The sequence below is a fragment of the Bacillus sp. FSL L8-0152 genome (genome assembly GCF_038006365.1).
GTDB classification, from domain to species: domain Bacteria; phylum Bacillota; class Bacilli; order Bacillales; family Bacillaceae_G; genus Bacillus_A; species Bacillus_A cereus.
The window spans coordinates 5,326,343-5,348,971 of the sequence record NZ_JBBOVB010000001.1 but is presented as its reverse complement, the minus strand read 5'-3'; the positions used below and the strand labels follow the sequence as shown (position 1 = coordinate 5,348,971).

The following is a 22,629-nucleotide window of genomic DNA, read 5'->3' as shown; positions in this document are numbered from 1 at the left end:
TAGGAGAGAGGGAGGATGAAACAAATGATAGATTTACATTGTCACATTTTACCTGGTATCGATGACGGTGCACAGACAGTTACCGATAGTTTAGCCATGGCGCAACAAGCTGTGTCAGAAGGAATACATACCATTGTCGCAACACCACATCATCAAAATGGAAAATATGTAAATGAACGTACCTCAATTATTCATCACGTAAAACAACTAAATGATGAACTACAACAACATAATATTCCACTTACTATTTTACCTGGACAAGAAGTCAGGTTATATGGTGAGTTATTAGAAGACTATGAAGCTGGTAAAATCGTTACTTTAAATGAAACACATAAATACATATTCATTGAGTTCCCATCGAATCACGTACCTCGTTATGCTGAACAACTATTATATGAACTACGTGTAAAAGGAATGATTCCAATTATCGTTCATCCAGAACGTAATGCCGAGTTAATCGAGCGGCCAGATAAGTTATATAACCTTGTAAATAAAGGTGCATTAACACAAGTGACAGCAGGTAGTTTACTTGGGAAATTTGGTAAAAAGATTAAAAAATTCTCACTACAGCTTGTGGAACATAATTTAACACATATGGTCGCTTCAGATGCACATAACACAACGTCAAGAGGATTTCATTTAGCAGAAAGCTATGAACTAATTGAGAAAGAATTTGGAACGAGTGTTATGAGTGATTTGAAAGAAAATCCGTATTTATTAATTAGCGGGAAGGCAATTTACAAAGAAGATCCAGAACAAATTCGTCGTAAAAAATTGTTCGGTATTTTTTAAATAAGGAACTGGTGATGTCTCCTAACCGTTATCAATGGGGGCACTCGGTCGTGCTGTGGGTAGAAATTTTTATTTCGAACCTACCTTAGACGCTTGTCGTCGGGAGTATGACGTGAGGATGGGTTGGATGCCCATAATTTATTTCTAATAGAAACTCTACCTATAGAGTTATAAAAATAACTCTATAGGTAGGGTTTTTGTTATTGCTACATATGAATAAATGGATGCAGGGGGGATATTTTTGAAAAAAGTAAGAAAGGCGATAATTCCAGCTGCTGGTCTTGGGACAAGATTTTTACCAGCAACGAAAGCGATGCCGAAAGAAATGTTACCTATCGTTGATAAACCAACAATTCAATACATAGTAGAAGAAGCGATAGAATCAGGAATTGAAGATATTATTATTGTTACTGGAAAAGGTAAACGTGCTATTGAAGATCATTTTGATCATTCCTTTGAATTAGAGCAAAATCTCTTAGAAAAAGGGAAGTATGAAATGCTTGAAAAAGTACAAGCTTCTTCAAAAATTAATATTCATTACATAAGACAAAAAGAACCAAAAGGGCTAGGACATGCAGTATGGTGTGCACGTAAATTTATTGGAAATGAACCATTTGCGGTATTACTTGGTGATGATATTGTGCAGGCAGAAACACCATGTTTGCGTCAATTAATGGATCAATATGAAGGTACAAAATCATCTGTAATTGGTGTACAAACAGTGCCAGAAAATGAAACACATCGTTACGGCATTATCGATCCAATTGAGCGAAATGGCCGCAATTATCAAGTGCGTCAATTTGTAGAAAAACCACCAGAAGGAACAGCACCATCGAATTTAGCGATTATGGGTCGTTACGTATTAACACCGGAAATATTTATGTTTCTTGAAGATCAACAGACAGGTGCTGGCGGAGAAATTCAGTTGACAGATGCGATTCAGCGTTTAAATGAAATGCAACGTGTGTTTGCGTATGACTTTGAAGGTACTCGTTATGATGTTGGGGAAAAGTTTGGGTTTATTAGGACTACAATTGAACTGGCACTGCAACAAAAAGAATTAAAAGAACAACTCATAAAATATATGGTTGAACTAGTACATAAAGAAGCGATCAAATAATTGTAGGGGAGAGGGAATATGAAAACTGGTGAAAATATAGCGAGGGATTATCAAATTACACCTGATACTCAAACTATTCAAGTAGAAAGTAATCAATCTAAAATCTATTTAGGAATTAAGTATTTATTAGATGTTATGTTTTCTTTAGTAGGATTAATTGTATTAATGCCTGTTATATTGATATTTAGTATACTTATTATTTTAGAATCTCCAGGGTCTCCTTTTTATCTGCAAGAAAGATTAGGATTGAATGGGAAGAGATTTAAAGTTATTAAACTACGCTCCATGCGGAATGATGCAGAAAAAAATGGAGCAAAATGGGCAGAAAAGAATGATCCACGTGTTACAAAAGTAGGGTTATTTATTCGTAAAACAAGAATTGATGAATTACCGCAACTATTTAATATTTTAAAAGGTGATATGTCTCTTGTCGGACCAAGACCGGAAAGACCGATATTTACGGAGAAATTTGAAAGAGATATACCTGGATTTAAGAAAAGATTAGAAGTCAAACCAGGATTGACTGGGTGGGCACAAGTCAATGGTGGATATGAAATTACACCGAAAGAAAAATTAAACTTAGATGTTTATTATATCAATCATGCAAGTATAATTTTAGATTTTAAAATTATTATTAAAACAGTTAGAGTTGTAATCACTGGTGATGGTGCTAGATGATATAATAAATTCTCTAATTGCTTAAATTTAGATTGAGTATAATAAATAAAAAGAGTAAAGATTTGAGGAATAGAATTTGTTGAAAAATGATTTTGTTAAAAATGCTATGAAGTTATTAACAGGTACTACAATTGCTCATGCTATTACATTTTTATTTTCTCCAATTATCACCAGAGTTTATAGCCCAAGTGAATTTGGATTATATACTTTATTTCTGACAATAGGAACATCGTTAGGCCTTTTTGCTACAATGAGATATGAAATGGCTATTTTACTACCTAAGGATGAAAACGAAGCTGATAGCTTAAAAAAACTATGCATATTCTCCAGTTTAATAATATCTATTATAATATTATTTGCTACCTTAATTTATAATAGTATTTCTAATGAAGGAAATAAGTTATTTTTAGGTTTGTTTATATTTGTTTTATTTACGGGTTTATATCAAACATATTATTATTTAAGCAATAGAAGTAACGATTATAAAGGAATGGGTAATTCACGTATAATACAGACGCTACTATTTTCTGTCTTATCAATAGCTTTTTATAAAATAGGTGGTACTGGATTAGTTATTGCACATATATTGTCAGTGATAGCATCTTATATATACTTAAAGAATCGAAGAAGTAATAACTTTTTTGAAATCAATTTTCAGTTAAAAGGTTCCAGAAGTATAATAAAGGTTGCAAAAAAATATAAAGATATGCCAATGTATAATTCTATTCATGCATTTATGGATGTAATTATGAATAATGGGTTATTATTTTTAATCAGTATATTTTATGGAAGTGCTGTTTTAGGATTATATTCATTTGCATGGAAAGTATTGAGGGCACCATTAGCAGTTATTGGATCTGCTGTAGGACAAGTTTATTTGAATAGAGCTTCTCAATATTATAATGATAAACAAGCCATTAAACCATTAATGAACAAAATTATATTTAGATTGTTATTAGTTGCGCTTCCATTATTTCTTATTTTGGGGCTTGAGGGAGACGTAATCTTTAGTTTTGTTTTTGGTCAAAGTTGGAAAGAGGCTGGAAGCTATGTTCAAATACTATCACCTTGGTTATTTTTTAATTTTATGAGTTCACCCATTGTACAGACATTTGTTGTGTTAAATAAGCAGAGAAATGCTTTAGTTTATTCATTTATTCAAACAGTTATGACGATATCAACCATAATAGCTATTCCTTTCTTCAGTAAAGACATCTATACATTATTACCTTGGTTATCACTGATTGGTTCATTAAGCTGTATTGTATTTATAATATGGATATATAAAATTGTTTCAGAATATGAGAAGAAAATAATAAGTGAGTAAATTTTTATAAGGATACTAAGTCGTATCGTATGTTGGGGGTAAAAGTGATTGGAAAATATTATTTCTTCTACTGAAGTAGAAAAAGTATCAAATAAAATACTATCAATATTACTGAGTATGTTTATTATTTGTGCTATTTTAAATAATAGTGGTATACCGGTTTTAGATAAATTAGGCTTCCTTAGTTTACTGTCTATTTTCGGTATGGGAGCGTTTTTTTTATTATCTTTACTATCAATTAATTTTAGAGTAGGATCGAGAAAAATATATATATATGTTGTGTTTATTGCTTTTACGATTTCTTCATTCTTTAGTTTGCTAGATCATCCAAGTAGTAAAGGTGTCTATATATTTAGCGAATTGTTGTTAATTAACATACTTTTTATTTCTTTAACAATTTATAATTTAACTGAAAATATAATAAAATATATGTCAATATTTGGGATTGCGTATGTGGTTATTTGTTATATATTAGATGTTGCTACTAATGGAAGAATGAGTAATATATTATATACAAACCCTAACACCTTGGGGGCAACAGTATTCTATTTGTATATATTTTTTATATTTAGAGTGAATTATTTTAAAACAAAGCGAATAGGTAATTTATATTTTCTTTGTGTGTCTTTCTTTTCAATAATATTAATTTTTTATAGCCAAGCTAGATCCATTTGGATTAGTCTTGCTGTCTTTTTTATAACTTACTATATATGGGATTTCCTTTGCAAAAGAAAAATTTTAACACATATATATATATGTGTTATTTTAGCTTTTTGTATGTTATTTAGCTTCTGGTATCCTAGATTGCCAGAATATGACTTTGCACTGGAATGGAATAGTAAGTTATTGGAGTTAACGGGGAAATCATTATTCTCTGGACGACAGCTTGTTTGGAAAGATCTATTGAATTCAGCAATGGAAAATCCATTATTAGGATATAGCTTTGATATGAGATTTAATGGTGGTATGTCAGCACATAACATGTATCTAGAAATTATATTACAGTCAGGAATATTAGGAGTAGGACTTTTGTTAATCTTATTCTATTGTCTTTGGTTGTATCTATGTCGTTATGGTCATTATGCTAATTCTAGAATTTCAGGAGCAGCTTTAATTGCTATAATAATACATCAATTATTTGAAGTAACGTTAATTCAAAATAATTTAGCAATTGGTATAATGCAATGGATAATTATTTCCTTAGGATTTAGTGGAGGTTTAATTCGAAAAAAATACCTCAAAGGAGTAAAATAATGAAAAAAATATGCTATTTAGCCCCTGCATCAAATATTCATACTGTTCGATGGGTAAATGCATTAGTTGAAAATCAATTTGATGTTACCCTAGTCACTATGCATGAACCTGATATGGATAAGATAGATTCTAATGTCAAGATAGAGGTGTTACCTTTTAAAAAGGGATATGGTTATTATTTAAATGCATGGGCTTTAAAATCTGTATTAAGAAAATATAACCCAGATTTCTTACATGTACATTATGCAAGCGGTTATGGAACTTTGGCTCGATTAGCTAAATTTAAACCAACAATCCTTTCTGTTTGGGGAAGTGATGTCTATTTATTTCCTAATAAAAGGGAAGTAAATAGACGAATATTAAAGAAAAATTTGAGCCATGCAAAATATATTACTTCAACAAGCCATGATATGAAAAGAGAGACAGAAAAATACTTAGATTATAATAAGGAAATATATATTACACCATTTGGTATTGATACCCAATTGTTTAGGGTGAATGATAATAAGAATAATAATGAAAATAATCAGCTTCGTATAGGAATTGCAAAAAAACTAGAGAAGGTATATGGGATTGATTATTTAATACGGGCAGTAAGTGAATTAAAAAAGAAGTTAAAAATCCAGGGATATAATAATATAGCCGATAATTTAAAATTAATTATTATTGGTGAGGGAAGTCAGAGAGAGGAATTAAATTCATTAGTCAAGGAACTTGAGTTAGAAAATCAAGTAGAGTTTATAGGGAATATTCCAAATGTAGAAATTCCTAATTATTTGAATGAAATAGATATCTTTTGCATCCCTAGTTTATCAGAAAGCTTTGGGGTTGCAGCTTTAGAAGCTTCAGCTTGTGCCGTTCCAGTTGTTGCTTCAAATGTAGGAGGATTACCAGAAGTCGTATTACATGGGGAAACTGGATATCTAGTCGATGCAGGAAATTCAAAAGAGCTATCTGAGAGGTTATATGAACTAGCATTAAACCCAGAATTAAGAAAAGAGTTTGGAGAAAAAGGTAGAGAACTTGTAAACTCTAAGTACAGTTGGAAAGAAAGTGTAAGGATTATGCTTGAGGTTTATAATAATATAGAGGATTAATTGGGATGTGAAAGCATTGTGATTTACAAGGTACAGTAATGAGGTTTTTAAGTTGTATTTAAAATGACCTTTTATTTAAATGTGGAAAGTCTATGCTACCTTCAAAATAGTCTATATTTAGATATAGTTTTACCTAAGCTACTAGTGTTTTAGCATTAGTAGCTCTTATTATGATTTTTAAAGGAGTATTGTAGAAAAATGGATATTGATTCGAATGTATCAGATATTAAACCTATTATTTCAATTGTTACACCATCTTATAACGCAAGTTCCTTTATTAAAGAGACGATTCATTCCGTACAATCTCAAACTTATAATAATTGGGAAATGATTATTGTAGATGATGTTTCAAAGGATAATACTCGTGAATTAATAAAAGAAGAAATTGAAAAAGATAACCGTATTCGGTTAATTGAATTGACAGAAAACAGTGGAGCAGCAATAGCGAGAAATACTGGCATTAATAATGCAAAAGGAAAGTATGTAGCTTTCCTAGATAGTGATGACTTATGGCTACCGGAAAAACTAGAAAAGCAATTAGAATTTATGCAGAATAATGATATAGCTTTTTCATTTACGAGTTATCAAATTATGAATCAAGATGGTACTCTCACTGATAAGGTTGTGCATGTTCCAGAGAAAATTAATTATAATGGATTATTAAAAAATACAATAATCGGCTGTTTAACGGTTATGTTGGATATTGAGAAGTTAGGTAGAGTACAAATGCCTAATATTAGAACACGGCAGGATACTGCAACATGGCTGAAAATATTAAGACAAGGTCATTATGCTTATGGATTAGATGAAGTTTTATCTAAGTATAGAAAAGTTGAAAATTCTATTTCTAGTAAAAAATTTAAAATGGCTAAAATGAATTGGAAATTATATAGAGAAATTGAGGAGTTAAGTATCCCGAAATCTGCATGGTGTTTTATAAATTATGCTCTAAATGGAGTAGTAAAACATTTTGTTAAATAAGCATTAAAAGCCCTTTTCTTCAAAGGGCTTTTTTTATTGTTAATAATTAAGGAGGATATAAGATGAATATTGCTATTTTTGGTACAGGTTATGTAGGACTAGTAACGGGGGTTTGTTTATCGGATATTGGGCATCGCGTGATTTGTATTGATATTGATGAAAATAAAGTTGCAAGAATGAAAAAAGGTATTTCACCAATATATGAACCAGGTTTAGATGATTTAATGAGTAAAAATATTAAAGAAAATAGATTGTTATTTACAACGGATTGTCGTCAAGGGATTGAAGAAGCAGATGTTATTTATATAGCAGTAGGTACACCGCAGCAAGCAGATGGTTCAGCTAATTTACAATATATTGAGCAAGTTGCTTTAGATATTGCTAATAACCTTAAAAAAGATTCGATTGTAGTAATTAAAAGTACAGTTCCAGTTGGAACAAATGATCATGTGAAAAATTTAATTCAACAAAATTTAAAAGCAAATGTAAAAATTAGCATGGTATCGAACCCTGAATTTTTAAGAGAGGGTTCAGCAATTCACGATAGTTTCTATGGAGATCGTATAGTTATTGGGGCTGATGATGCTAAAACTGCCGATGTTATGGAAGAAGTGAATAAATCTTTTAATGTTCCTGTTTTTAAAACAACAATTAGAAGTTCAGAAATGATTAAATATGCAGCAAATGCTTTCTTAGCTACAAAAATTAGCTTTATTAATGAAATTGCTAATATTTGCGAAAAGTTAGGTGCGGATGTAGAGCATGTAGCTAATGGTATGGGATTAGATAAAAGGATTGGTACACAATTTTTAAAAGCGGGTATCGGATATGGGGGCTCTTGTTTCCCAAAAGATACACATGCTTTAATACAAATTGCTGGTAATGTCGAGCATGACTTTGATCTGTTAAAATCAGTTATTACGGTAAATAATAATCAGCAGGCATCGCTCGTTGAAAAAATAAAAAATGTATTAGGTGATATGGCAGGAAAACAAGTGGCTATGCTTGGTTTAGCTTTTAAACCAAACACTGATGACATGAGAGAAGCGGCATCTATTGTTATTGCAAATGATTTAGTGAAAATGGGTGCAGAGGTCGTAGCTTATGATCCAATTGCTACTGAAAATGCAAAGAAAATATTACCTAATGAGGTTCAATATGTGTCCTCCGTTGAAAGAGCAGTTAAAAATGCCGATGTAACAATTATTGTAACTGAATGGGATGATATAAAAGAATTCCCTATTGAGCGGTATATCAAATTAATGAAACAACCTATTATTTTTGATGGTCGTAATTGCCATGGTTTAGAATATGTGAAAAAGTTTAATGTAGACTATTATTCCGTAGGAAGACCAGCTGTAGTTCGTGAAAAAGTTTCTTTATAATTAGTGGGTAATTTATAGGATGAGAATCTGTAAGACTAATTTTTATAAATAAAGAAATTTTTTATTAACCTAGCTATTTTAAATTCTAGCTAGATTAATGTTTACATGCGTATTATAAGGATATGTAGTAATCGGGAGGTTTGTTAATTATGGCAGTACTTGTAACAGGTGGAGCAGGATATATTGGTAGTCATACATGTGTAGAATTACTAAATCGCGGTTACGAAGTTATAGTAGTGGATAACCTTTCGAATAGCTCGGTAGAATCTATAAATCGAGTGAAAGAAATAACAGGAAAACAATTTAAGTTTTATAAAGAAGATGTTTTAAATCATGAAGTGCTTGACGCAATTTTTGAAGAAAATGCAATTGACGCAGTTATTCACTTTGCAGGATTTAAAGCTGTAGGGGAGTCAGTAGCGATTCCATTAACATATTATCATAACAACATTACAAGCACGTTAGTGCTATGTGAAGTAATGCAGAAACATAATGTTAAGAAGATGATCTTTAGTTCATCTGCAACTGTATATGGTATCCCGGAAACGTCACCAATTACGGAGGAGTTTCCATTAAGTGCAACAAATCCATATGGTCAAACGAAATTAATGATTGAGCAAATTATGCGTGATGTAGCATTTGCAGATGCAGAATGGAGTATCGCATTACTTCGCTATTTCAATCCATTTGGTGCACACGAAAGTGGGCGTATCGGAGAAGATCCAAATGGAATCCCAAATAACTTAATGCCATATGTAACGCAAGTAGCAGTAGGTAAGTTAAAAGAATTAAGTGTATTCGGAAATGACTATCCAACGAAAGATGGAACAGGAGTCCGTGATTACATCCATGTTGTGGACTTAGCAAATGGTCACGTAAAGGCGCTTGAGAAAGTGCTGAGTACAAAAGGAGTAGGTGCTTATAACCTGGGCACAGGCATGGGCTATAGTGTACTAGAGATGGTTGAAGCGTTTGAAAAAGTTTCGGGCAAAAAAGTTCCTTATAAAATTACAGAACGTCGCCCAGGTGATGTGGCAGTATGTTTTGCTGATGCATCGAAAGCAAAGCGTGAATTAGGCTGGAAGGCAACACGCGGATTAGAAGAAATGTGTGCAGATTCTTGGAGGTGGCAGTCTGAAAATAAGACTGGATATCAAAAAGTTAGTAACTAGAGAATTGGTTATAGGTTGCTAAAACTTTCATTGAGTTATCAATATAGTTTGGCTTAAAAATCGAATTACATGTATAATGTATTTTATATTTTGTAGTCATAATAATTTGATAGCGGTACCTGAAGAAAGAAGGTTAAAAGCATGAAAAAGAAAATCCTATTTTGGATATTAGGAATTATAGGAGTACTAATTATAGGTGGAGGAGCTTACGCTTATAATATATATTCTTCTGTTTCAAAAACATTAGATGAAGTTCATAAACCATTAAAACGCGATCAAGGTAATAAACAAGAAGAAAAAATCAATAAATCTGAACCTGTTTCAATTTTACTATTAGGTGCAGATGAGCGTGGTGGAGATAAAGGACGTTCAGATTCTTTAATGGTCATTACATTAAACCCTAAAAATAATTCAATGAAAACAGTAAGTATTCCTCGTGATACGTATACTGAAATTGTTGGAAAGGGTAAAAGTGATAAAATCAACCATGCGTACGCATTTGGTGGCGTAGACATGTCTGTAGCGACAGTAGAAAAATTCTTAAATGTTCCTATCAATTACTATATTGAAGTAAACATGGAAGGATTTAAAGATATTGTAGATGCAGTAGGCGGTGTCGATGTTAATAATGATTTAGAATTCTCCCTAGAAGGGAAACACTTCCAGAAAGGGAATATTCACTTAACAGGTGATCAAGCTCTAGCATATACACGTATGCGCAAAGAAGATCCACGAGGCGACTTCGGTCGTCAAATGCGTCAACGTCAAGTGATGCAAGCTGTTATTAAGAAAGGTGCAAGCTTCTCTTCTTTATCAAGTTATGGAGATGTACTTACAGCAATTCAAAAGAATGTGAAGACAAACTTAACGCAAGATCAAATGTTTGATATGCAAAAGAATTATAAAGATTGTCTGCAGAATAGTGAAGATATCCAAATCTCAGGTGACGGTCACATAGCAGCTGATGGTATTTGGTACTACTATGTTCCAGAGGCAGCGAAACAAGATTTAACGAATAAGTTAAGAGCACATCTTGAAGTGACTAAATAATATGTAATAACCCAACTCCTTTGGAAGGAGTTGGGTTTATTTTTGCATGGATTTATATTAGTATTATATATTGTGAGATTAATAGATGAGGTGAATCGATGAATAAGAAAGCAGTACTTGTTCTTGTTGTTTTTGTATTGTTTGTTGCTTCGATTGTGAGCGGTAAATTGTACTGGAATAAGAAGATTGCGAATGCAACAGGACAAACGAGTGAAGTAACGAAAACAAAGGCTGAAGTGAAAGATAGCGGAGCAAAGAAAGAAGAGAAAAAGGAAGAGAAAAAACAAGATACAAAGTCATCTTTTAATGAAGCATATGCGAAGAACTTGCCAGATGCAGTGAAAGAGAAGTTAAAGAAAGCTGCTGAGGATAAAAAGCCAGTAAACCTTGTTATTGTTGGTGATGAAGCTTCTTCATCTGCAAAAGATGCTTGGGCAGCTAAGTTAACAACTAATTTAGAAACAGCTTACGGTAAAGGTTTATGGAATGTGACGGTAAAGGAATATAAGGGTGAAAGCACAGAAGAGTTAATCGCGAATAAGCGTGATAAAGAGATTGCGAAAGACAATCCAGATGTGATTTTATTTGAACCACCATTCATTACTGATAACGGTAAAACTGGTAATGGGAACTCTGTTGTGAATACACAGAAGTTTGTTCAAGCACTTTCTACTAGTGCAAAAGGCGCTACGATTATGATTCAACCATCAAATCCAGTGTATGGTGCGAAAAATTATCCGAAATCGATTGAAGCATTAAAACAATTTGCAACGCAAAATAATTATACATATATTGATCATTGGGGAGCATGGCCTGATGCGACAACAAAGGCTATCCTACCATACTTACAAGAAGAATTTGGTTTCCCAAGTGCAAAAGGACATGACGTTTGGGCGAAATATGTAACTGATTATTTTGTAGCTAAGTAATGAAGGAGAGATAAAAGGTGTACGAGTTCTCGTATACCTTGTCCTTTTATAATTAAGAGATTTGAAAATAGTAGGAGGAAAACAATGAACTCAATCCTAATCTGCGGCGGAGCCGGGTACATCGGTTCTCACGCTGTGAAAAAATTAGTAGACGAAGGTTTATCTGTAGTAGTAGTAGATAACTTACAAACTGGTCATGAAGATGCAATTACGGAAGGCGCGAAGTTTTATAATGGCGACCTTCGTGATAAAGCATTTTTAAGAGATGTTTTTACACAAGAAAATATTGAGGCTGTTATGCATTTTGCAGCTGATTCTTTAGTTGGAGTTAGTATGGAAAAGCCTCTTCAATATTATAATAACAATGTGTATGGTGCACTTTGTTTATTAGAGGTAATGGATGAGTTTAAGGTAGATAAGTTCATTTTCTCTTCTACTGCGGCAACGTATGGTGAGGTAGATGTGGATCTTATTACTGAGGAAACGATGACAAATCCTACGAATACGTACGGAGAGACGAAGTTAGCAATCGAGAAGATGCTTCATTGGTATAGCCAAGCTTCTAATTTACGTTATAAGATTTTCAGATACTTTAACGTGGCTGGTGCAACTCCAAATGGTATTATTGGGGAAGATCACCGTCCAGAAACACATTTAATTCCTCTTGTGCTGCAAGTGGCTTTAGGTCAACGTGAGAAGATTATGATGTTTGGTGATGATTATAATACACCAGACGGTACTTGTATCCGTGATTATATTCATGTTGAAGATTTAGTAGCGGCTCATTTCTTAGGGCTTAAAGACTTGCAGAACGGCGGAGAGAGTGATTTCTATAACTTAGGAAATGGCAATGGTTTCAGTGTAAAAGAAATCGTTGATGCAGTTCGAGAAGTTACAAATCATGAAATTCCTGCTGAGGTAGCACCGCGCCGTGCGGGCGATCCAGCACGTTTAGTTGCTTCTTCTAAGAAAGCGAAAGAGAAGCTAGGATGGGATCCTAAGTATGTAAATGTTAAGACAATCATTGAACATGCTTGGAATTGGCATCAAAAGCAACCGAATGGATATGCTAAATAAATATAATAAGTGAAAGAGAGGGTATCGTCGACAAAATATGTTCGACAATACCCTCTCTTTTTTTGTACGATTTTTGCTATACTAAACTGTACTATAATACATGATGGAAGGAGGAAAATAATGAAAATACTTGTGGTTGATGATGAATCGAGTATTCGTAATTTGATTCGGATGCAGTTGGAGATGGAAGGTTATGAAGTATTGGCAGCGGCTGATGGGCGAGAAGCTTTAGAGCGATGGAATGAAGGGCCGGATGTATTGATTTTGGATGTTATGCTTCCAGATACGGATGGGTATGAGATGCTTCGTTTGTTCCGTGAGAGGGATAGGGATATTCCGGTGCTTATGTTAACGGCAAAGAGTCAGATGAATGATAAGTTGCTTGGCTTGCAGCTTGGTGCTGATGATTATGTGACGAAGCCGTTTAATTATGCGGAGCTTATTCTTCGGGTTAAGAATATGGCACGGCGTGTAAAGAAGACGGAGGCGGCTGTAAGTCATGAAGTAATTGAGGCTGGAGAGATAGTGATTTGTCCTAAGGAAAGAAAGGTACATGTGAGTGGACAAGAGATTCAGTTAACGTACCGAGAGTTTAATTTATGTCAGTTGTTTGTTTCAAATCCGCAGCGTGTGTTTATGAGGGATGAGTTGCTTGAGAAAGTATGGGGGTTTGAGTATATCGGAAATACGAGAGCAGTTGATATTATGGTGCAGAGACTTCGAAAGAAGCTTGGGACGAGCGGAGAATATATTAAGACAATTTATGGCGTTGGCTATAAACTGGATTGTTAAGTGGTGATGGTATGTCTTTAAAGCGAAATATGGTGTTCGGAATAGTTGGGCTGTTAATTCCGATTTTTGTTCTTTTATATGCAGTTGTTTATATTACGTTAGAAAAGAATATGTATCATAACGCAGCAGATTCTTTAGAAAAGTTAAGTGTAGAAGCACAAATTTACACGATGAATTATTTAGAGAAGGAAGCAGAAGTGGATACGCTTGGTCCTAATTCACTTTTAATTGCGTCGTATTTAGCGAAGCGTATGGATGTCCGTGTACAGATGATCGGGAAGAATGGCGATGTTGTTGCAGATACACAAAAAGGAGCATTGCTTCACCGTAACATCGACATTGAGAGTTCCTTGAAGGGAAAGAAGTCTTATGTTTTTGAGGAGGCGGATCCTGCTCCCATTCTTTTGTTTTCAAGCCCGGTTTATTATGGAAACGATGTCATTGGAAGTATTCGTTTTATAAATGAGTTAACGGGTGAGAAGGAAGTTTTAACAAATGTGAGCTGGACTTTCTTAATGACGTCTCTTTGCCTAGTAGCTACCGGTATTTTCTTTGCGATTCGTTTGGCGAAGTCTCTTCATAAACCAATTGATCAGTTGAGACAAATGGCACAGCGGCTCGCGAATGGTGATTATAAGAGTAAGATTGAGTTAAATGAGTACGTGGAAATCGCTCAGCTTTCCGCATCTTTTAACGCGATGGCCGATGGAATTGAACTGCATATTAAGCAATTGCAGGAGGAGAAAGAGAAGCAGAAAGATTTCCTAGACCGCATTACGCATGAGCTAAAAACACCGCTAACGGCAATTATCGGTTATGTTGATTTAATTCCGAAGTTACAATCGAAAGAAGATGTACAGGAAAGTCTTCGTTATGTGGCGGTGGAAAGTGAGCGTTTATTATCACTTGTAGAGGAACTGCTTAAGTCTTCGAAATATGGGACGAGTACGTTTGAGGTGTCTCCTACAGTTGTGAATATAAAGGAATTGGCAGAAGAAGCAGTTTCAATTGTGAAACCTCGTCTAAATCAGTTTGAAATTGAAGTGATAAATGAGTTAACGGATGTACATGTTGTTGCAGATTTTGATAAGACGAAGCAAATTTTCTTAAATGTGCTTGATAATGCAATTAAGTATAGTGATGCTTCGCACATTCGTATGAATGTAATTGTAAATGAGCAGGAGGCGAAGGTTTTTGTTCATGATGATGGGATCGGTATAGATGAAGTGGTGCTTGCAGAGTGGAATGAGTCTCCGAAAGGAAAGGCACTTCCGTCTAGTTACGGGAATGGTTATGGTTTGTATATTTGTCAGGAGATTATGAATAAGCAGGGCGGAAGCATGCGGATTGAGAGTAGTGAAGAAATAGGTACTACAATATTCATTACATTTTTGCTTCCGAGAAGGATGGAAGACATAAAAAACTTGAAAGCGGTTAAATGATACATTTATGAAACAATTATGCGGTATTTTCGAAACAACGTTTTTTTATCTTGGAGGTAGGCAGAAATGAAAAGGCTATCATTTCAAATTCTTATGTTTGTCATTTGTATGATTGTTTCTCTTGTTTTGTTTTATGTTATGGAGAAGCAAATCTATAATCGAATTAACATTGTAAATGATAAACAAGCCGTTTTACAAAGGGTGAATGAATCTCTTCCAATTGAAGTGAAAGTAAGACATGAAAAGTGGGGAGAAATTGTTGTAACGGATGAAGTTCGTTTGCATACGATTGTTTCATTCTTTGACCGAATTCGAATAGAGCCTGAGGGCGTTAAGAGCCAAGAACAAGTATTTACTGGAGAAGTAACGTACTTGAATGGACATAAGCGTACTTTTGCAGTAGGTGACTTGTTCCAGTATGGGGAAAATGTATACGGAAAGAATGGCATGGATCCGATGATTTCAGCACTTCAAACGTATTTATTAAGCCTGTATTACACGCCAGAGCGTATTAGTGATTTCTTTGCTTCAGCAAAGGACGTCGTAATACGTCAAGGCGATGTGGTACGTACTATCAATCTTACGCACATACTTGATTCTATTCGGTACGCAAAGCAAATTACAGATTACGGAGAAATTCAGAAGTTATTACAATCGCAGAATGAACCGATTGCTTATATTACAGCTTATAAAACAGGTAAGCGTGTAAAGAATGATCGTGAAGATATTCTTACGATTTCTGTGTATCCATCGTACTTTGTTGTGCAATATCTCGGTGATAATAACGGAAATGTCATGTATATGAAAGGCTCTCTAGCAGAGTTATTCGTAAAGGAGAATGCGTCATGAGAAAGATAGCCTTTTTCTTCTTTTTGCTAGTAATTGGAGGAGCGATGTCTAGTTGCTCTCGAGATACAACCTCTATTAAATATAGTAAAAATGGTCTCCCTATTTTGGATGATCGTCATATTGTTGCGTATGTAGCGGCTCGTGAGGAAGTTGGTGAAGCGTTACTTTCATCATTTTGTAAACCGCGCGGATGTACGTATGAATTTATTCGTCTTTCAACAGAAGAACTTCTTCGTAGAGTGGAAGAAGAAGCTGGAAATCCGAAGGCGGATATTATTATTGGCGGTACAGTAGATGCGCATCAAATGATGAAGCAAAAAAATCTTTCTATTCCTGTGATAAGCCAACATGCAAATCGTATTTCAAAAACTGTTAAAGATAAAGATGGTTATTGGTACGGTTATGAAGTGGAGAAGCTGGCAATTGCGATTAATAAAGAGCGGTGGAACGAGGAAATAGCGCCGCTCGGTCTCTCGTATCCGTTAAGATGGAAAGATTTATTGAATCCAGTATATAAAGGAAAGATTGTCATGCCCGATCCAAATGTTTCAGGTACAGCATATACGTTTTTCCAATCACTTATTGATACGTTAGGTGAAGAGGAAGCGAAGGAATATGTGAAGAATCTGGCAGAACAAGTTGGAGAAGTAACAGTGAATGGTTACATCCCAGCAGAACTTGTTGCGAGTGGTGAATATATGATAGGCATCAACTTTATGGGAGATCAGAGAATGCTTCAAAAACAAGGCTTTCCGATTTTAAGTAACGAACCTGAGCAAACAGGGTTATCCGTTAATGCAATTTCTAAACTAAAACGTGCACCGAGTGGTATTATTGCGGATTTATTTATTGATTATTGTTTATCAGAAGAAGCGGGTCACATTTTAGAAAAAGTGTCGTTTGGCGTACCAACGATGTTTGCGAAGAATGAGAAAGAAATAGAAGGACAGCCGGTTAGAAGGACGAATCAAAATATATCAAATAGCGGAATAATCGAGATATGGAATAGACAGCGTCTCTCTCTGAAGTGAGAAAAGGAGACGAAAATATATGTTTAAATGGCTCAAGCCAGCACCTGCAATTGAAAGATTGCCAGCGGATATGATCGACCGTGTATATCGATTACTACGTATTCGTGTGTTAATCGGGATTTCAGTTGGATATGCTGCTTATTATTTAGTTCGTAGTAACTTTAATTTATCTACTACGTATTTAGTAGATGAGTTCGGATTTAGCACTACACAAATTGGATTATTAGGTGCAGTAATGGCTGTTGTTTACGGACTTAGTAAATTCTTTATGGGTAATTTATCGGATAAGGCATTTGCTCAACGATTTATTGCAGTAGGTTTATTTTTATCTGGGCTTGTTAATATTTGTTTCGGTTATGCATCTTCCTTTGGGATGATTTTAACATTACTTGTTCTAAACGGTATTGTACAAGGTATGGGAGCACCACCTTGTAGTATTGTTATGACGAAATGGTTCTCGAAGAAAGAACGTGGGACGAAAACAGGTCTTTGGAATATTTCACATAACGTTGGTGGATTACTTGTTCCACCATTCATTGGAATTGGTGTAGGTATCTTCGGTGAAAGTCATTGGCAAGGTGGCGTATTTATTTTCCCAGCGATTATCGCAATGGTAATTGCAGTTCTTGTTTGGATTAATGCGAAAGATACGCCAGAATCTGAAGGTCTTCCTCCAATTGATGAGTATCGTAATGACTATGAAAATCTTGAAAAAGCAGATAATGCTAACAAGATGTCTCCAAAAGAAATTTTAATGAAATATGTAGTAAAAAATAAATTTGTTTGGTTCTTATGTATTGCAAATGCATTTGTTTATTTAATTCGTTTCGGTGTTATTAACTGGGTACCGATTTACTTAACTACAGTTAAAGGTTTTACGAAAACAGAAGCACATGCAGCATATTCAATATTTGAAGCAGCAGCGATTCCAAGTTCTTTAATTGTCGGTTTTTTAAGTGATAAATTGTTCAAAGGAAAACGTATGCCATTATGTGTTATTAGTATGGCTGGAGTTGTTGTTGGTACAATTGTATATTGGCAAGCAACTAGTATACTTGTTGTAAGTATTGCAGTTTCTGTAATTGGTTGTTTAATTTATGTACCACAGTTCTTAATCGGTTTAAGTGCAATGGAATTAGTACCGAAATTTGCAGTAGGTACAACAGTTGGTATGTGTGGTCTGTTCGGTTATGTTGGAGGTAGTTTCGTAGCAAACGCAGCAATTGGTATTATTGTTGATCGTTCTGGCTGGGATGGTTGCTTCATGTTACTGTTAGCAGGCGGCATATTAGCAACGATATTCTTACTGATTGTTCAAATGGGACATGAGAGAAAAGCTTCTAAGGTAGCATAATATTTTATTTGAAAAGGCTATCCAATTGTGCGTGATTGGATAGCTTTTATATTAGAAAAAACAAACAGTATGTAAAATTGCAATTTAATATATAAATGATTTTTGTTAATTAATATAATTTTTTTAGATTTAATAAACCAATTACGTACATAGTTAGACCGAAAAATCCGCCAGCGCAACCCCAAAGCACAACATCAAATAAAGAAATAGAGATTTCTTCTGAGCCTACATAGGGAAGGATATAATTCATAAAAACAAACATTTGAAAGCCCCAAAGCAGACCTGCTTTTAAGCCAGCTTTTCTTAATTTTTTCTTGTGTTGTAAATATTCTTCTTTTGTTGCACATTCAGTATCACTTAAACTTTTTTTCTTGAATTTAAAGGCTAAGTAATTAGCATAAATCATATTAGATAGAAAAATGAATATTGTCCCTATAGATATTGTGTGATTCATAGTATCAACAAGTAACATAATAAGCATTACCAACATATTTAACCACCACAAACCAATTCCAGCTACAGATAACTCTTTATTGATTTCTTGTTTTTGGTATTCATCTCTCTCACTTAGTGTTCCAACAAAACTATTATAAACTCTTTCTTTCCATTCAATTTTCATCATTTAATCTCCCTCCCAAAATAGACTATTTAAATCTGTTTTTAGTGCTTTTGCTAATTCGATACATAAGGCTAAAGAGGGATTATATTTATTGTTTTCAATTAAATTTATTGTCTGTCTCGCTACGTTAACTTTTTTAGCTAATTCTAGCTGCGATAGGCCTTCAGATTTTCGATATTGTTTAACGTTATTCAAATATAACCCTCCTATTGATGGTTTTAGACCTCGTGTACCGAAATGTCATTTATATGTGACATTTTATAATTGAATAGATGAAATGTCAAATATATATGACAAAATAGCGATGGTGCAATTAGGGAAATGATTTTAATAATTCATTTTGGCAAGAAGTTTGTTAATAAAGAATGGCTTCCATTCAATTAAAATTGCTCTTTTTCCTTTCCTTAAATCTATCTTAAAAGATATAATGTCATATTTCTAATCATTGGAATTTTTGTTACAATATAAATGGATGTGTAAAACTTTGTAAAAAGATTGTAATAATATACAGTTTATTTTCAGAAAGTTTTATACAATTATGTTATTTATTAAACTATTAATTTATAAAGGGAGAGAGAATATGTTACCAAATACGGTTCGTACTCCAAACAAGAAGAAGAAATGGATTATTATTGGGGTTATTGCACTAATTGTTATTGTAGCGGCAATTAATATTTTTGTTATGCAAGGTAAGAAGAAGGGTGCATCAACAAATGCTGATGCTGTAAGTTTTGAGAAAGTGACAGAGCGTAAGCTGAATAATACAAAGTTAATTTCTGGTCAGGTGAAGCCTGGTAATATTGAAAGCTTCTATGCAGATCCGGCCAAAGGAAAAGTGAAAGATATTGAGGTAAAAGAAGGGCAAGAGGTAGAAAAAGGTACGAAGTTATTCTCTTATGACAATGAAGAGATTAACCTTCAAATGAAGCAAGCTGAGCTTGATCAGAAGATGGCGGATATGCGTTATGATCAAGGGAAAAAGAAGATTGATTCGTTAAAGAAAGAAATTAAGAAGGCGAAAGATAGCGGAGCTGGAAAAGAAGTAACAGATCCGATGGACGAGCAAGTAAACGAGTTAGAGATAGCTCAAAAGACAACTGATCTTGAGAAAGAAAAAGGAAAGTTGCAGAAAGAAGAGTTAAGTAAGAAGCAGAAAGAGCTTACGATTTATAGTAATTTCGCTGGTGTTGTTCAAAAGTTAGATAAAGATGCGACACAAAGTTCATCTCAAGCGTTAGGTGGTCAAGGAAAAGCGTTTTTACAAGTAGCTTCTAAAGATCCATTCCAAGTTCAAGGTACGTTAACTGAGCTTCAGAAGTCACAAATTCAAAAGGATCAAACATTCACTGTAACGGCAAAAGCAAATAATAAGAAGAAGTGGACAGGTAAGATTACAGAGGTAAGTGAGTTCCCAACAAGTGCAGAGATGGCGCAAGCTGGCGGCATGGGTGAAGCAACTCAAAATATGTCCCAATATACATATAAAGCTAGCCTTGATAGTCAAGATGGTTTATCTCCAGGTTATCACGTTTCCCTGCAAGTAAACTTAGAGAATAAGACGATGATTGCTGTTCCAAGTAAAAGCATTGTAGAAAAAGGCGATGATGCATTTGTTTATGTTGAGGATAAAGGGAAGCTTCGTAAACAAAATGTGAAAAAAGGTTCTACTGATGGAGACTGGACAGAGGTTGTAGAAGGCGTAACAGTGGGGCAAAAGGTGGTTAAAAATCCTTCCGACGATGTGTATGACGGAATGGAAGTGAAAGAGAAATGATTACGTTAAATAATATTGCTAAAACGTATTATCAAGGAAAATTGGCGGTGCCGATTTTGCATGGTATTAGTTTAACGATTCAGAGTGGTGAGTTCGTTTCGATTATGGGACCGTCTGGTTCTGGTAAGTCAACGCTTATGAACATTATCGGTTGTTTAGATCGTCCAACAGAAGGCGAATATGTGCTGAATGACGTGAATATCTTAACAGCAGACGAGTCAAAGCTTGCTTTAATTCGTAATGAATATATTGGCTTTGTATTCCAGCATTTTAATTTACTGCCTCGTCTTTCCGCAGTGGAAAATGTTGAGCTTCCGCTCGTATACGGTGGCGTGAAGAAAGCGGAGCGTCGCAAGCGTGCTTTGGAGGCGTTAGGTAAAGTTGGATTAGCAGACCGCGTGCATCATTTACCAAATGAGTTATCCGGTGGACAGAAGCAGCGTGTAGCGATTGCAAGAGCGATTGCGAATAACCCAACGTTCATTATGGCCGATGAACCGACTGGTGCACTTGATACGAAGTCTGGTGAGCAAGTTATGGATATTTTCACGAAGCTTAATGCAGAAGGTACAACAATTGTTATGGTTACGCATGAAGAGGAAGTAGCAGCGTATTCTTCCCGCCGCATTGTACTGCGAGACGGGAAAGTTACAGAAGATAGAAGGTGTGCGGTATGAGTTTACTAGATAGTATAAAAATTGCCCTATCTTCTATTTTAGCTCATAAACTACGTTCAGCTCTTACGATGCTCGGTATTATTATCGGGGTAGGTTCGATTATTACTGTCGTTGCAATTGGGCAAGGCGGGGAAGCTGCATTGAAATCGCAGTTTGTTGGGGCAGGTAATCAAACGGTTCCGATTCATTATAGTGCAGATATAAACGATCCTTTCGGTATGGGAATGGTAGAAGCACCGAAGATAACTGAAGAAGACATTTTTGAAATTAAAAAAATTCCAGAAATCGCACATGTGGTAACAACAAATTCAACCATGGAACCACTTGATATTGAAGATAAAAAAGAAATGGTGAGTATTACTGGATTAGATAGTGAGTACTTTGCAGTAAATAAAGTAAAGTTGTTAAAGGGACGTTCTTTACAAGAATCAGATGTGGATCAAGGTAATAACGTTGTCATGATTAGTAAACAAATGGAAGAAAAGGTGTTTAAGGATGCCAATCCAGTCGGTAAAATTATTGAAATGAAAGGTCAACCGATGCAAATTATCGGTGTCTACAAATCAGATAATGAGTTTATGGGAATGGGACCATCAGAAGCACTAGTTCCAATTTCGTTATGGCCGACACTGTATGGGAAAGATGAAATTCAAAATATCTCTGTTCAAGCAAAAAATGTAGATAATCTAGAAAAAGCAGGTAAAAAAGCTGCAGATGTATTAAATAGTCGTAAACCGACTGATGCAACTGGTAAATATGAAGTTATGAATTTAAAAGAAATTCAAGAAGGTATTTCGAAGATGACCGGTATTATGACAATGATCATCGGTGGTATCGCTGGTATTTCATTAGTCGTTGGTGGAATTGGTGTTATGAACATCATGCTTGTATCTGTAACGGAGCGTACGCGTGAAATTGGTGTACGTAAAGCACTTGGAGCAACGCGTAGTAAAATTTTATTACAGTTTTTAATTGAAGCAGTTATGTTAACACTTCTAGGTGGTTTGATCGGAATTGGTCTTGGGTATGGCGGAGCATATATCGTTTCTACATTCGCAAAATGGCCACCACTCGTTTCATGGGAAGTTGTCGTTGGGGGCGTACTGTTCTCGATGACACTTGGTATTATTTTCGGATTAATTCCAGCGAACAAAGCTGCGAAATTAGATCCAATTGAAGCATTGCGTTATGAATAATTAATAGTGTGGTAGAACTACACATTACCGTTC

Annotated in this window: 22 protein-coding genes; 20 read left to right on the top strand and 2 right to left on the bottom strand. The window is 34.6% G+C overall.

The window, feature by feature from the left end:
- Positions 1–24 precede the first annotated feature (24 nt).
- From MHH27_RS27230 to MHH27_RS27150, 17 genes are all read left to right on the top strand, one after another.
- Entirely contained in the window at positions 25–792 is a 768-nt protein-coding gene (locus MHH27_RS27230) for a tyrosine-protein phosphatase (protein ID WP_031312366.1), read from the top strand.
- A 241-nt stretch (positions 793–1,033) separates the two neighbouring features.
- Positions 1,034–1,912 (top strand): UTP--glucose-1-phosphate uridylyltransferase GalU, encoded by an 879-nt coding sequence (gene galU / locus MHH27_RS27225; RefSeq protein WP_151614085.1) that lies wholly within the window; start codon positions 1,034–1,036, stop codon positions 1,910–1,912.
- A gap of 18 nt (positions 1,913–1,930) precedes the next feature.
- Positions 1,931–2,590 (top strand): sugar transferase, encoded by a 660-nt coding sequence (locus tag MHH27_RS27220; RefSeq protein WP_098675779.1) that lies wholly within the window; start codon positions 1,931–1,933, stop codon positions 2,588–2,590.
- A 76-nt stretch (positions 2,591–2,666) separates the two neighbouring features.
- On the top strand, positions 2,667–3,917 hold the full coding sequence (locus tag MHH27_RS27215; RefSeq protein WP_225989846.1) for a lipopolysaccharide biosynthesis protein: 1,251 nt from the start codon (positions 2,667–2,669) through the stop codon (positions 3,915–3,917).
- 48 nt (positions 3,918–3,965) lie between these two features.
- Entirely contained in the window at positions 3,966–5,171 is a 1,206-nt protein-coding gene (locus MHH27_RS27210; RefSeq protein ID WP_151614086.1) for an O-antigen ligase family protein, read from the top strand.
- The gene (locus MHH27_RS27205) at positions 5,171–6,268 is read left to right on the top strand and encodes a glycosyltransferase (protein ID WP_098675781.1); all 1,098 of its coding nucleotides are present in this window, start codon (positions 5,171–5,173) and stop codon (positions 6,266–6,268) included. The genes MHH27_RS27210 and MHH27_RS27205 overlap by 1 nt, the downstream gene beginning before the upstream one ends.
- 198 nt (positions 6,269–6,466) lie before the next feature.
- Positions 6,467–7,249 (top strand): glycosyltransferase family 2 protein, encoded by a 783-nt coding sequence (locus MHH27_RS27200; RefSeq protein ID WP_089607750.1) that lies wholly within the window; start codon positions 6,467–6,469, stop codon positions 7,247–7,249.
- Between the two features lie 62 nt (positions 7,250–7,311).
- Positions 7,312–8,634 (top strand): UDP-glucose dehydrogenase family protein, encoded by a 1,323-nt coding sequence (locus MHH27_RS27195; protein ID WP_340944682.1) that lies wholly within the window; start codon positions 7,312–7,314, stop codon positions 8,632–8,634.
- 149 nt (positions 8,635–8,783) lie between these two features.
- The gene (galE, locus tag MHH27_RS27190) at positions 8,784–9,806 is read left to right on the top strand and encodes a UDP-glucose 4-epimerase GalE (protein ID WP_151614087.1); all 1,023 of its coding nucleotides are present in this window, start codon (positions 8,784–8,786) and stop codon (positions 9,804–9,806) included.
- Positions 9,807–9,947: 141 nt separating this feature from the next.
- Positions 9,948–10,856, top strand: a complete 909-nt coding sequence (gene tagU, locus MHH27_RS27185) for a polyisoprenyl-teichoic acid--peptidoglycan teichoic acid transferase TagU (RefSeq protein WP_445688610.1) — start codon at positions 9,948–9,950, stop codon at positions 10,854–10,856.
- A gap of 98 nt (positions 10,857–10,954) precedes the next feature.
- Positions 10,955–11,785: an SGNH/GDSL hydrolase family protein gene (locus tag MHH27_RS27180; RefSeq protein ID WP_327641635.1), complete on the top strand. Its 831-nt coding sequence runs from the start codon at positions 10,955–10,957 to the stop codon at positions 11,783–11,785.
- An 84-nt stretch (positions 11,786–11,869) separates the two neighbouring features.
- A complete protein-coding gene (gene galE, locus MHH27_RS27175) occupies positions 11,870–12,862 on the top strand; it encodes a UDP-glucose 4-epimerase GalE (RefSeq protein ID WP_078994063.1) in 993 nt (330 codons plus the stop codon).
- Positions 12,863–12,982: 120 nt separating this feature from the next.
- Positions 12,983–13,654 carry a response regulator transcription factor gene (locus MHH27_RS27170; protein WP_340944675.1) on the top strand — a complete coding sequence of 224 codons (672 nt, stop codon included), beginning with the start codon at positions 12,983–12,985 and terminating at the stop codon, positions 13,652–13,654.
- Positions 13,655–13,665: 11 nt separating this feature from the next.
- Positions 13,666–15,096 carry a HAMP domain-containing sensor histidine kinase gene (locus MHH27_RS27165; protein ID WP_063549099.1) on the top strand — a complete coding sequence of 477 codons (1,431 nt, stop codon included), beginning with the start codon at positions 13,666–13,668 and terminating at the stop codon, positions 15,094–15,096.
- 66 nt (positions 15,097–15,162) lie between these two features.
- Positions 15,163–15,945: a DUF3919 family protein gene (locus MHH27_RS27160; RefSeq protein ID WP_098835614.1), complete on the top strand. Its 783-nt coding sequence runs from the start codon at positions 15,163–15,165 to the stop codon at positions 15,943–15,945.
- Positions 15,942–16,976: an ABC transporter substrate-binding protein gene (locus MHH27_RS27155; protein WP_001225641.1), complete on the top strand. Its 1,035-nt coding sequence runs from the start codon at positions 15,942–15,944 to the stop codon at positions 16,974–16,976. Before MHH27_RS27160 ends, MHH27_RS27155 begins: the two co-directional genes overlap by 4 nt.
- 19 nt (positions 16,977–16,995) lie before the next feature.
- Positions 16,996–18,330, top strand: coding sequence for an MFS transporter (locus MHH27_RS27150; RefSeq protein ID WP_000477584.1), 1,335 nt, complete (start codon positions 16,996–16,998; stop codon positions 18,328–18,330).
- A 109-nt stretch (positions 18,331–18,439) separates the two neighbouring features.
- Here the strand turns inward: MHH27_RS27150 and MHH27_RS27145 are convergent, their stop codons facing one another.
- Both MHH27_RS27145 and MHH27_RS27140 read right to left on the bottom strand, forming a co-directional pair.
- On the bottom strand, positions 18,440–18,952 hold the full coding sequence (locus MHH27_RS27145; RefSeq protein ID WP_098284361.1) for a DUF3278 domain-containing protein: 513 nt from the start codon (positions 18,950–18,952) through the stop codon (positions 18,440–18,442).
- Positions 18,953–19,144: a helix-turn-helix transcriptional regulator gene (locus MHH27_RS27140; RefSeq protein ID WP_001067016.1), complete on the bottom strand. Its 192-nt coding sequence runs from the start codon at positions 19,142–19,144 to the stop codon at positions 18,953–18,955.
- Positions 19,145–19,529: 385 nt separating this feature from the next.
- Here MHH27_RS27140 and MHH27_RS27135 point away from each other — a divergent pair, with 385 nt between their 5' ends.
- The 3 genes from MHH27_RS27135 to MHH27_RS27125 are packed head-to-tail and all read left to right on the top strand — an operon-like array spanning position 19,530 to position 22,596.
- A complete protein-coding gene (locus MHH27_RS27135) occupies positions 19,530–20,723 on the top strand; it encodes an efflux RND transporter periplasmic adaptor subunit (protein ID WP_340944671.1) in 1,194 nt (397 codons plus the stop codon).
- Complete coding sequence (locus MHH27_RS27130; RefSeq protein WP_000631630.1) at positions 20,720–21,400, top strand: ABC transporter ATP-binding protein; 681 nt, start codon at positions 20,720–20,722, stop codon at positions 21,398–21,400. The genes MHH27_RS27135 and MHH27_RS27130 overlap by 4 nt, the downstream gene beginning before the upstream one ends.
- Positions 21,397–22,596 (top strand): ABC transporter permease, encoded by a 1,200-nt coding sequence (locus MHH27_RS27125; protein ID WP_053563340.1) that lies wholly within the window; start codon positions 21,397–21,399, stop codon positions 22,594–22,596. Before MHH27_RS27130 ends, MHH27_RS27125 begins: the two co-directional genes overlap by 4 nt.
- Positions 22,597–22,629 lie beyond the last annotated feature (33 nt).